Source organism: Hamadaea sp. NPDC051192 (assembly GCF_040682475.1).
Taxonomy (GTDB): Bacteria; Actinomycetota; Actinomycetes; order Mycobacteriales; family Micromonosporaceae; genus Hamadaea; species Hamadaea flava.
Genome location: NZ_JBFBAZ010000032.1, coordinates 61,269 through 72,255, shown reverse-complemented (window position 1 = coordinate 72,255; position 10,987 = coordinate 61,269). Strand labels below are relative to the sequence as shown.

Annotated in this window: 11 protein-coding genes; 7 read left to right on the top strand and 4 right to left on the bottom strand. The window is 69.6% G+C overall.

Going from position 1 to position 10,987, the window contains the following annotated elements; translation table 11 throughout:
* Window positions 1-126: 126 nt before the first annotated feature.
* On the bottom strand, window positions 127-813 hold the full coding sequence (locus tag AB0M47_RS16495) for a TetR/AcrR family transcriptional regulator C-terminal domain-containing protein (RefSeq protein WP_363413779.1): 687 nt from the start codon (window positions 811-813) through the stop codon (window positions 127-129).
* An 88-nt stretch (window positions 814-901) separates the two neighbouring features.
* Between AB0M47_RS16495 and AB0M47_RS16490 the strand changes: the two genes are divergently transcribed.
* The gene (locus AB0M47_RS16490) at window positions 902-2,086 is read left to right on the top strand and encodes an FAD-dependent monooxygenase (protein WP_363413776.1); all 1,185 of its coding nucleotides are present in this window, start codon (window positions 902-904) and stop codon (window positions 2,084-2,086) included.
* Window positions 2,087-2,139: 53 nt separating this feature from the next.
* On the top strand, window positions 2,140-2,598 hold the full coding sequence (locus tag AB0M47_RS16485) for an Hsp20/alpha crystallin family protein (protein ID WP_363413773.1): 459 nt from the start codon (window positions 2,140-2,142) through the stop codon (window positions 2,596-2,598).
* A 16-nt stretch (window positions 2,599-2,614) separates the two neighbouring features.
* Here AB0M47_RS16485 and AB0M47_RS16480 read toward each other — a convergent pair whose 3' ends face one another.
* On the bottom strand, window positions 2,615-4,144 hold the full coding sequence (locus AB0M47_RS16480) for a SigE family RNA polymerase sigma factor (protein ID WP_363413770.1): 1,530 nt from the start codon (window positions 4,142-4,144) through the stop codon (window positions 2,615-2,617).
* An 86-nt stretch (window positions 4,145-4,230) separates the two neighbouring features.
* On the opposite strand from AB0M47_RS16480, the gene AB0M47_RS16475 reads away from it, so the two are divergent.
* From AB0M47_RS16475 to AB0M47_RS16465, 3 genes are read left to right on the top strand one after another with little or no spacing between them, the layout of a single operon-like run.
* A complete protein-coding gene (locus AB0M47_RS16475) occupies window positions 4,231-5,145 on the top strand; it encodes an aminoglycoside phosphotransferase family protein (protein WP_363413767.1) in 915 nt (304 codons plus the stop codon).
* A gap of 8 nt (window positions 5,146-5,153) precedes the next feature.
* Window positions 5,154-6,158 carry a hypothetical protein gene (locus AB0M47_RS16470; protein WP_363413764.1) on the top strand — a complete coding sequence of 335 codons (1,005 nt, stop codon included), beginning with the start codon at window positions 5,154-5,156 and terminating at the stop codon, window positions 6,156-6,158.
* Between the two features lie 58 nt (window positions 6,159-6,216).
* Entirely contained in the window at window positions 6,217-6,762 is a 546-nt protein-coding gene (locus AB0M47_RS16465) for a hypothetical protein (RefSeq protein WP_363413761.1), read from the top strand.
* 21 nt (window positions 6,763-6,783) lie between these two features.
* Here the strand turns inward: AB0M47_RS16465 and msrB are convergent, their stop codons facing one another.
* Window positions 6,784-7,182, bottom strand: a complete 399-nt coding sequence (gene msrB, locus AB0M47_RS16460; RefSeq protein WP_363413758.1) for a peptide-methionine (R)-S-oxide reductase MsrB — start codon at window positions 7,180-7,182, stop codon at window positions 6,784-6,786.
* 29 nt (window positions 7,183-7,211) lie between these two features.
* On the opposite strand from msrB, the gene ligD reads away from it, so the two are divergent.
* Together ligD and AB0M47_RS16450 are read left to right on the top strand one after the other, a co-directional pair.
* Window positions 7,212-8,219 (top strand): non-homologous end-joining DNA ligase, encoded by a 1,008-nt coding sequence (gene ligD, locus AB0M47_RS16455; protein WP_363413755.1) that lies wholly within the window; start codon window positions 7,212-7,214, stop codon window positions 8,217-8,219.
* A 113-nt stretch (window positions 8,220-8,332) separates the two neighbouring features.
* Window positions 8,333-9,265, top strand: a complete 933-nt coding sequence (locus AB0M47_RS16450) for a sulfotransferase (RefSeq protein ID WP_363413752.1) — start codon at window positions 8,333-8,335, stop codon at window positions 9,263-9,265.
* A 211-nt stretch (window positions 9,266-9,476) separates the two neighbouring features.
* Here the strand turns inward: AB0M47_RS16450 and AB0M47_RS16445 are convergent, their stop codons facing one another.
* Window positions 9,477-10,979 carry an alpha/beta hydrolase gene (locus AB0M47_RS16445; protein WP_363413749.1) on the bottom strand — a complete coding sequence of 501 codons (1,503 nt, stop codon included), beginning with the start codon at window positions 10,977-10,979 and terminating at the stop codon, window positions 9,477-9,479.
* Window positions 10,980-10,987: the final 8 nt, after the last annotated feature.

Genomic DNA, 10,987 nt, shown 5'->3' with positions numbered 1-10,987 from the left:
GGGTTCCCGGTCGAATCTTGGCCCAAGATTCGACACGGAACCCTGATCCAGCGGGAAGGTGCGCCGGACTGCCGGAGCGGGCGGCGGGGCGTGTGGTGCCCGCGTGGAGGTCGCCGGAGCGCGGGGTCAGCGGGAGGCGATCAGGACGCCGATGCCGTCGAGGATGCGGGCGAGCCCGAAGTCCAGCGCATGGTCCTGACCGCCCTCGGTCAGCGTCGACGTCAACGCCGCGTTGACGGCAGGGAAGCGGTCGCCGTGCTCGCGCATGATCTCGAACAGCACCGTGCCGAGCTGTCGCTCGGGGTCGCCGGTGGGGGTGGCCGACAGCTGGGTGGCGATGGTGCGTACGTGGCCGGCGAGGACCACGACGGCGTCCATGCGCTCCCAGCCCTTCAGGCCGGTGTCGTCCAATGCGGACAGCGCGGCCTCCATCCAGGCCACCTCGTTCGGGCCGAGAATCCTCGGGCCGGTCGTCGCCTCGACCGTCCACGGATGTTCCGCGAAGCCCGGCAGTAAAGCCTGCGCCCACGCGTTGAGCCGGTCGCGCCAGCCGTCGCCGGTCAACGGTGGCGGGCCGCCGATCGCCAGGTCGGCCATGAGGGCGACGAGTTCGGCCTTGCCCGGCACGTACCGGTAGAGCGACATCTTCGTGTAGCCGAGGTCGGCCGCCACGCGCTGCATCGACACCGCCGCCAGGCCCTCCGCGTCGGCGATCTCGATGCCCTTGCGCGCGATCTGCTCCGTCGACAGCGCCGGCTTGGGACCTCGCTTCGGCTGGGGCCGAGCGCTCCAGAGCAGTTCAAGACCGTCCACGGACACCTCTCGAAGATCAGGGTTGCGAAAACTGTGTCTAGCGTACACACTAATAACTGTTTCCAGCAGACACTGTTTTGGAGGAACCATGAGGATCTTGATCTCGGGTGCGAGCATCGCCGGTCCGGCGCTCGCGTTGTGGCTGGCGAAGTACGGGTTCGAGCCGACCGTCGTCGAGATCGCCCCGAGCCTGCGCGGCGGGGGTCAGGCGGTCGACTTCCGCGGAGAGGCACACTTCACCGTCCTGGAGCGGATGGGCGTGCTCGACGATCTCCGCGATCGGCGTACGCACGGCAGCCCGATGACCTTCGTCGACGAGCGCGGCCGGCAGCGGCTGTACCTGCCGAGCGACTTCGCCGCCGGAGAGCTGGAAGTCCTGCGGGAGGACATCGCCCAGGTCTACTACGAGCACGGCGTCCGGGCGGGCGCCCGGTACGTCTTCGGCGACTCGATCACCAGCCTGAGCCAGCGGAGCGACAAGGTGGAGGTCACCTTCGCCTCCGGCCGGACGGAGGAGTACGACCTGGTCGTCGGGGCCGACGGCGTCCACTCCAACGTGCGGCGGCTGGCGTTCCCGGCCGGCAAGTACGAGACCTATCTCGGCTACTACGTCGCGACGTGGGAACTGCGGAACTACCTCGACCTGACCCCGGGTTCGCTCAACTACAACGTGCCGGGGCGCCTCGTCTCGGTCGGGCGGGCGTACCGGGACGAGACGCGGGCGGGCGCGTTGGTGATGTTCAAGTCGGACCCGATCGCGTACGACCGGCACGACGTCGAGCAGCAGAAGGACATCGTCCGCCGGGCGTTCGGCGATCTCGGCTGGGAGACGCCCCGGCTGCTGGCCTCCCTGGCCGAGGCCAAGGAGCTGTACTTCGACTCGATCAGCCGAGTCGACATCGAACCCTGGTCGACCGGACGCGTCGCGTTGGTCGGGGACGCCGCCTGCGGCGCCACGATCGGCGGGATGGGCACCGGCACCGGGACGGTGGCGGCGTACGTGCTGGCGGGGGAGCTGGCTCGGGCCGGGGGCGATTATCGGGCCGCCTTCGAGCGCTACGAGCACCTGGTCCGCCCGTACGCCCAAGGCACCCAGGTGGGCGGCGACCGCACCGGCAAGTTCCTCGCCCCGGCGACCACCTTCGGGCGGATGGCCCGGGACGGCCTGCTCAGCCGGAAGTTCCTGCTGAACGCGATGCTGAAGGTGGGTCAGGAGGTCAGCAGCAAGATCGAGCTGCCGAGCTATGTGGCCCCGGTCACAGCGCGGAATTGAGTTGGGTCGACTCAAGTTGTGCCGGATAGCCACCGAGACTTGAGGAGACAACGATGAGCACGCTTTCGCCGTGGACCCGCCGGGACCCGTTCGCCGAGTTCGACCAGATCGTCCGCCGCGCCTTCGGCCCGACCGCGCGGACCAGCGGGTTCACCCCCGCCGCCGAGATCGACCGCGACGGTGACGACGCGGTCGTCCGCCTGGAGCTGCCCGGGCTCGACGTCGCCAAGGACGTCGTCGTCGAGATCGAGCGCGCTCACCTGATCGTCCGCGGCGAGCGTCGCGACGAGCGGGCCGAGGCGAAGGACGGCCGCACCCTGCGCGAGGTCCGCTACGGCGGCTTCCGCCGGTCGTTCGCGCTCCCCGCGCACGTCACGTCGGAGGCGATCACCGCCGAGTACGACGCCGGCATTCTGACCATCAAGGTCGCGGGCGCGTACGCGGGCGCCGCCGCGAAGCGCATCGAGATCGCCTCGACCGCCGACACTCCGGCGCTCGAGGCCGCGGAGTAGAAGACCGGCCAGGCCATCAGCGGGGAGTTCCGCTGATCACCCGCGTCGCCGGTCGGTAGCACGGCGAGAAGAGTCCGCCCTCAGTCGTGGGCGGACTCTTCTCGCTGTAGAGATAGGCCTGCCAATCGCCGGTCATGTACTGCGGTTCCACCGTGACGGTGATCGTCGTGCCGAGCGGGAGGGCGATCCCGACCCGGCGAAGGTCGTCGGTCGTGTAGCTCCTGGCGTGTTCCCCGAACCCGTAGTCCCACCAGGACTGCGACCCGATCCGGACGCCGTCGACCAGGATGTGGAGATACCCCGGCGTCCGCGCCTGCGCCTGTACGCACAGATTCCCGGCCCAGACGAGATGCAGGGGGCGTCGCTCGGTTGCGGACACCGTCTCGTCAAGCGGGTACGGCTGCTGGGTCGGCATCGGCTTGAGCCGCGCGGGCCGGGTCGGGAGCGGATAGCGCTCGAACGGGACGGACTCGCTGACGGCGACGGCTATCGTCCCTGCGGCCGGCGGCGGAGTAGCGGTCGGGAGGGCGTCCGCGCCGGACGATACGGTGCCCTCCGGCTGTGCGTACAGGACGATCGTGGCGGTCACTTCATCACCGACGGCGAGCCCGGCCGAGGCCCAGAACTCCTCGTCCAGGTAAAAGCGAGAGCTAGGCTCCGCCAAGTGCGCCTTCCGCTCGCAGCCCAGGGCCGGGGTCGGAGTGTCGCCGATCTGCAGCCCGACGGTGACCACCAGCCCCACCGCCTGGTGGGCGCATTCGATCTGAAGCCCGTAGTCCAGCGAGGTCAAGCGCCAGGTGAGGGTGGTACGCCCCGCCTCCGCGAACGGCACCGTCCGGCTTGCCACGACGTGATAACCGGATTGGTACTCCTGGAACACGCCGATCTTCCGTTCGGTCGGCGGAATCGATCGGTGGGAGACCGCAGGTGCGAGGGCGTACCCGAGGATGATCGCGAGAATGACGGCACAGGCCGCACCGATCGTGACGAGCTTGGTCCGGCGGCGCCGGCTGATCCGTTCCTGGACGGCGACGACGCGCTCGATGCCGGCCGGGGGAGCGTCAGGGAGCCCGGCGAGGCTCGGGTCGAGCCGCAGTCGGGTCAGTGCCCGCGAGGAGTGCGTCTTGACGGCCCCCGGAGTGATGCCGAGCAGCTCGGCGGTTTGTGCCTCGCTCAGATCCTCCAGGTATCGCAGCACGACGACGGCCCGCTGCTGACGGGGCAGCCGTAGCAACGCCTGCCGCACCTCGTCCCGGTCGTCGACGGAGGACTGCGGCGCGGTTGCGATGCGGTCCGGCAGTGTCTCGGTCGGCAGTTCGCCCCGCCAGCGGCGGCCCCACCAGCTGTTGAACGTGTTGACGAGGATTCGCCGGACGTAGGGCTCCGGATCTCCCGTCACCCGCCGCCACGCCGACCATGATCGGGCCAACGCCGTCTGCACCAGGTCCTCGGCGTGCGCGTGGTCGCCCGTCAGGGCGTAGGCCAGCCGCAGCAAATGATGTGAGCGTGTGCGTACGAACTCCTCGAACTCCACACCGTCTGCCATGGAAACCCTCCCCCGTGCGATCGTCACGAGAAGGTACCGACTGGCAGTGCCCTTCGGTTGACAAGGAATTCGGCTAGCCTCGCGGTGTGCCGATCACCGTTCCGGAGCAGCTCGTCGCCAATCTGCCCAAGTACTACGGGGATCGCGGCCGGGCCTGGGTCGCCGACGCGCCCCGCCTGGCCGCGGAGCACCTGGACAAGTGGGGGCTCACTGTGGACGGCCCGGTCATGAACGGGGTGGTCGCCCTGGTCGTTCCGGTGCGGACCGCCGACGGGCCGGCCGTGCTCAAGCTGCAGATCGACGACCCGGAACACCCCGGCGAGGCGGCGGCTCTGCGTACCTGGGACGGCAACGGGGCGGTGCGCCTGCTCCGTGAGGATCCGGTCGCGGGCACGATGCTGTTGGAGCGCCTCGACTCCCGGCGTGATCTGCTCAGCGTCCGCGACGACGTCCAGGCCGCGCAGATCGTCGCTCAACTACTTGTACGCCTCAACGCGTACAAGTCGCCGGAAGGTGTCCGGAGCTTGCGCGAGATAGCCGCGGGCATGCTGAAGTTCGCGCCGGTGGCTGCCCAGAGGCTGGCCAATCCCGATGACCGCAAGCTGGTCCTGGAGTGGGCGGCGGCCGTTCGCGAGGTGGCGGGTGAGTGCGGCGATCAGCTGTTGCACTGGGATCTGCATTTCGAGAACGTGCTGGCCGCGGATCGCGAGGAGTGGCTCGCGATCGACCCCAAGCCGTTGTCCGGCGATCCCGCCTTCGAGCTGTTGCCGGCGTTGCACAACCGCTGGCACGAGGTGCTCGCCGCCTACGATCCACATCGGGCGGTACGCCGTCGGTTCGACGCGATGGTGGAGGTCATGGGACTGGATCGGCAGCGCGCCGTGCTGTGGACCCTGGGCCGGACGCTCCAGAATTCACTGTGGACGATCGAGGACGGCGAGAACGCCCTGGAAGCGACGCAGATTCTCGTGGCCGAGGCGATTGTGCATCGACCTCTATAGTGGACCGCATGACGGTCCTCGCCCCTCCGATCACCCCGGAACCGCTTCGTCCCCGCCGTGGTGCGAGCCTGGTCGCGCACCTTGGCTGGGAAGGGATTCTGGTCCTGCTCGCCATCGCGGGCTTCGCCTATCTCGTGGTGCAAGAGGGCATCGACGTCATCGGCCGGAACGTGTGGCTGAACTTCGCCGCGACCGGCCTGCTGGCGAGCGCCCTGGCCGTCTCGGTACGCCTCCGCTCGGTGAACCTGGCGGTCGCCGCCCAGGCGATGCTGGCCGGGATCATCTACGCCAAACTCGTCCAGGAGGACTGGCCGGATCTGGCCGCGGGGGCGGCTGCCGTCGTCGCGGTGCTGATCCTGGGCCTGATCCTCGGCGCGATCACCGGTCTCACCGGCGCACCGGGTTGGGCCGTCTCGCTCGGCGGGCTCGGGATCGCCGAAGCGGTGTCCTATGGGCTGTCCGGCGCTCAGGGCCTGATCGTTCCCGGCATGGGGCGGGCCGAGGTGTGGGTGGTCGCGATCTGGGCCGCCGTCTTCGTCCTCGGCTCGATCATCGGTGCCGTCGTCTTCCTCGCCACCGGGCTGCCCCGCGACTCCGCCACGTTCGGCTCGCGCGTCCTGCGAGCGATCGGCAGCTTCGCCCTGTCGAGCCTGATCGCCGGGCTCGCCGGCGTGATGTTCATCAGCTACGTCGGGTTCGCCTCGTTCGCCGGTGACGGCGGCCGCCTCCTCAGCGCCGCCGCCGTCGTCCTGCTCGGCGGGATCAGCGCTGCCACTGGGCGTGGCGGCGTCCTCGGCACCGTGCTCGCGACCTTGGTCGTCGTGTTCGGCAACACCGCGCTGGCGCTCGAGGGCGTCGAGTCGTGGGTGTCGTACTACCTGGTCGCCTCGATCGCGATCCTGATCGGCGTCGTCGTCGGTGCGGTCCTGGACCGCATCGGACGGCCGTCGGCTCCGCCCGCTCCCGTCGCTTCGCCGGCTCCGCCGCCACCGCTGTCCCCCTGGATGGCGTGATCACGCCGCGGGGTCGGCGGGTACAGCGCGATCGGCGGAGGTGCACCATACTTCGCCTGTGACGGAACAGAACGGGGATAGCGTGCTGTGGCGGGGCGAGCCCGACAAGTACTTCTTCATCGAACGGTCCGACTGGCTGATCGCGCTGATCGGGGTGGTGTGGATCGCGGTGAACGTCTGGCTCATCGTGGACTACCTCACCGAGCGGACCTTCCTCTCCGCGGTGCGCTTCGAGTGGCGGATCGTGTCCCTGGTCATCGGCACTGCGGTGACACTGGGGCACCCGCTGGTCCGGGGTTTGTCCCTACTCAACACCAGATACACGATCACGGACCGCGAGGTGATCGTCGCGATCGGCGGGCGCCGTCCCCAGGTGTGGGCGATGTCCTTCGACCTGCTGCTGCCGCCAGTGGTCCGGCGGCACGGTGACGACGTCGGCTCGGTCGCGTTCGGAGAGTTTCCGCGACCGTGGGACACCGTCGCCGCCGCGCTCGGCCGTCGCCCCGTGACTTCGATGATCGTGCTGCGCTATGTCGGGCCGGTCGACGAGATCCTGGCGCTGATCACCTCGGCCCGCGACCGGGCGTGGGCGGTCGCCGGATGAGCGGATCGGCGACGAGACCCGCTAGGCCTGCTGTTCCGGTTCCAGCGTCAGGCTGATCGAGTTGATGCAGTACCGCTGGTCGGTCGGCGTCGGGTAGCCCTCGCCCTCGAAGACGTGCCCGAGGTGGGAGTCGCAGTTCGCGCAGCGCACCTCGATCCGCACCATGCCGAGCGAGCGGTCCTCCAGCAGGGTGACCGCGGCGTCCTTCGGGTCGTAGAAGGACGGCCAGCCGCAGTGGCTGTCGAACTTCGTGTCGCTGCTGAACAGTTCCGCTCCGCAGGCGCGGCAGCGGTAGACGCCCTTGGTCTTGGTGTCGACGTATTCGCCGGTGAAGGCGGGTTCGGTGCCGGCCTCACGGAGCACGCGATACTCCGCCGGGCTCAGCCGGACACGCCACTCGTCCTCCGAGATCTTCTCCATGCCTTCACGGTACGGGGTAGCGTCGCCGTATGCCCAAGGCCGAGGCGCAGACGTATGAGGTCGGTAAGCGATCCGTAAGACTCAGCAGTCCCGACAAGATCATCTTTCCCTCGCGGGGCTACACCAAGCGGGACGTCTTCGAGTACTACCTGGCCGTGGGGGAGGCGATGCTGCGCGCGGTCGGCGACCGGCCGACGACGTTGCAGCGGTTCCCCGACGGGATCACCGGTGAGGCGTTCTATCAGAAGCGCGTACCCGAGCGGGGCGCGCCCGACTGGCTGACGACCGCCCAGATCACCTTCCCGAGCGGGCGCAAGGCGATCGAGCTGTGCCCGACCGAGCCGGCGCACCTGGCGTGGGCGGCGCAGATGGGCACGATCGTGTTCCACCCCTGGCCGGTACGCGCGGAGCGCCCGGACCATCCGGACGAGCTGCGCATCGACCTCGATCCCCAGCCGGGGACGGACTTCTCCCACGCCGTCGAGGTGGCCTTCCTGGCTCGGGAGCTGTTCGCCGAGGCGGGGTTGACGGCGTACCCGAAGACTTCCGGCGGGCGGGGCATCCACCTGTTCGTCCGCGTACGCCCGGAGTGGGACTTCATCGAGGCCCGGCACGCCGCCATCGCCTTCGGCCGGGAGCTGGAGCGGCGGCATCCCGAGCGCGTGACGATGGCGTGGTGGAAGGAAGAGCGCGGCGAACGCATCTTCATCGACTTCAACCAGATGTCCCGCGACCGGACCATCGCGGCGGCGTACTCGTTGCGGGCCAACGAAAGGGCGACCGCGAGCGCGCCGGTCACCTGGGATGAGCTGCGCGACGTCGACCCGAACGACTTCGATCTGCGGACGATGCCGAAGCGGCTGGCCGAGACGGGCGATCCGTGGGCCGACCGCGAGGGTGAGGTCTTCGGGCTGGAGACGCTCATGGAGTGGTGGGCGGCCGACCCGGTCGAACAGCCGTATCCGCCGGATTACCCGAAGATGCCGGGGGAGCCGATGCGCGTGCAACCCAGTCGTGCGCGCACCCCGTCCGAGTGAGTCTTGAACATTTTGTGAACGAGGCTCGGGCGCGCTTCCAGTGACTGCTCACGGCCATCGCCCACAATTCGTGGGCAATGGCCGACAAAGATGCTGAACGTCCGATTTTCGTCATGGGCTGCCCTCGCTCGGGCACCACGATGGTGCAGCTCATGCTGCACCGGCATCCCCGGATCGCGATCCCGCCGGAGAACCGCTTCGTCCTGCCCGGCTATCTGGCCCGGCGTACGTTCGGCGACCTTCGCCTGCGCTCGTCCCGGGAGAAGCTCGCCGGCTGGATCGTCGACCGGCCGCAGTCCAAGTTCGGGGACCTGGGGCTCGAAGCCGACGACATCCGCGCTCGGCTCGCCGACGGTCCCGCCGACCTCGGCGGGCTCTTCGCGATCGTGCTGCGGGCGTACGCGGAACGGTTCGGCAAGCCGCGTTGGGGAGACAAGCGGCCGGCGTACCTGAACAACGTGGACATGATCCGGCGGCTCTTCCCGACCGCGCAACTGATCACGATCGTCCGCGACGGCCGGGACTGCTGCGCCTCCCTCAAGGAGATGCCGTGGCAGACCCGCAAGGACATCGCCTCGCTGGCCGCCCAGTGGGCGTACGCCGTCGACTGTGCCCAGCGGGCGGCCCGAACCCTGCCCGCGGACGCGTATTACGAGCTGCGCTACGAAGACCTCGTCGCCGACCCCGATCGAGCGCTGCGGGACCTGTGCGCCTTCCTCGGTGAGGAGTTCGACCCCGCGATGACCCGGCCGTCGGAGATCGCCGCCGACGCCGTGCCCGCCGAGAAACGGTGGCATTCGCGTACGCACGAGCCGGTGGGCCAGGCCCGCGCCGGGTCCTGGCGGACCCGGCTCACGGCCGACGAGATCGCCCTGTGCGAGGCGGTCCTCCGGAGCCGGTTGACCGCCCTGGGCTACGAACCGTCCGACTGCCCTTCGCCGCGGCTGGGACAGCGTCTGCGCTACGCCGTCGTCGACTCCGAACGACGGGCACGGCTGATCCGTCAACGCGTACGCGACCTGACCGCCCGCCTCGGACCGCGCTGACCCCGTCGCGCTCGCCGCGTCGCGTCGCGTCGCGTCGCGCTCGCCGCGTCGCGCGTCCGTACCGTCGCGCTCGCGCTCGCCGCGCTCGCGCCGTCGCGTTGATCATGGGGTTTCCGGTCGCGCCACACCGGCGAGACCACAGTTAACTCCATGATCAACGCGTCAGGGGGGCGGGCGGCGGGGGGCGGGGGGCGGGGGTGGGTGAGGGGCGTTAGGCGGGGCAGGTTTTGCCTTCGGCGGGGACGGTCAGGTCGATCAGGTACGCGTTGACCGCCGACGAGATGCACGAGGTCTCCGGGTACGCCGTGTGCCCCTCGCCCTCCCAGGTCAGCACGTGCCCGACACCCAGCATGTTCGCCAGCGCCGGAGTCTGCTCGTAGGGAGTGGCCGGGTCGCCCTTCGTGCCCACCACGACGATGGGCGGCGCGCCGTTCGCCTTCCCGGTCGGGACCGGGTCACGCCCGCCCGACCACACCGAGCAGGTCAGCGAGCCGATCGCCAGCGGCGCGCCGAACAGCGGGTACTTCTCGCGCCACTGCGACTGGAGGGTCCGGATCTGGCTCACGCTCGGCGGCGAGTCGTCGTCGGTGCAGTTCACGGCCGCGTTGGCGTCGAAGAGGTTGCTGTAGCTGCCGCCGGGTGTGCGCTCGGCGTACGCGTCGGCCAGCTCGAACACCGCTTCGGCGTCCCCGTCGTGCAGCGAGTCGATGGCGTCGGCCAGATCGGTCCAGCGGTCCTGGGTGTAGAGCGCCGAGATGACGGCGTAGAACACCCAGCCCGAGGTCGCCTCGCGGCCCTCGTAGGTCACGGGGTTGGCTCGCGCCTGGTCCAGCGCCTTGGTGATGGCGCCCCGTGCGTCCGGTGCGATCGGGCAGCGGGAGGTGTGGTCCTTGCACCACGCGTCGAAGTTGCCGAAGGCGCGCTCGAACCCCTTGGCCTGGGATTCGCTCGCCTCGACCGAACTCATCGTCGGGTCGACCGCGCCGTCGAGCACCATCGCCCGGATGTTCTTCGGGAAGAGCTGGGCGTACGTCGCGCCGAGCAGGGTGCCGTAGGAGTAGCCCAGGTAGGTCAGCTTGTCGTCGCCGACGGCCTGCCGGATGGCGTCGATGTCCTTGGCCGCCTGCACGGTGCCGTAGAGCTTCAGATCGTCGCCGTACTTGGCTTTGCAGCCGGCGTCCATCTGCTTGGTCAGCGTCACGATCTGGTCGAACTGCGCCTGCTCGACGGGGTCGGGCTCGGAGCCGAACGACGCGTCGAGGTCCTCGTCGGACATGCACTTGACCGGGGCGGAACGGCCGACCCCGCGCGGGTCGAAGCCGACCAGGTCGAACCGTCGCAGCACCGACACCGGCAGCGCGCTGGTCAGGTAGACGGCAGTGTCCACACCGGACCCACCCGGGCCGCCCGGGTTGACCAGCAGCGACCCGATGCGGTCGGCCTGGCTGCCGATGCGGGCCCGGATCAGCGAGATCTGGATCTTCGGGCCGTCCGGCTTCGCCCAGTCCTTCGGGACGTCGACCTTGGCGCAGTGGTACTGGAAGCTCCGCGAGGCCTGCGGATAGATCTTGCGCGCCTCGTCGGTGCACGGCGTCCAGATGCCGTCCTTCGTCGGCGACGGCGCGGCGCCCTCGTCAGAGCCGCCCAGCCCGCCAGGCAGGAAGCAGGCGGCTGAGAACAGCGCGGCCACCACCAACAGCACGATCCGGCGCACGTGAAGTC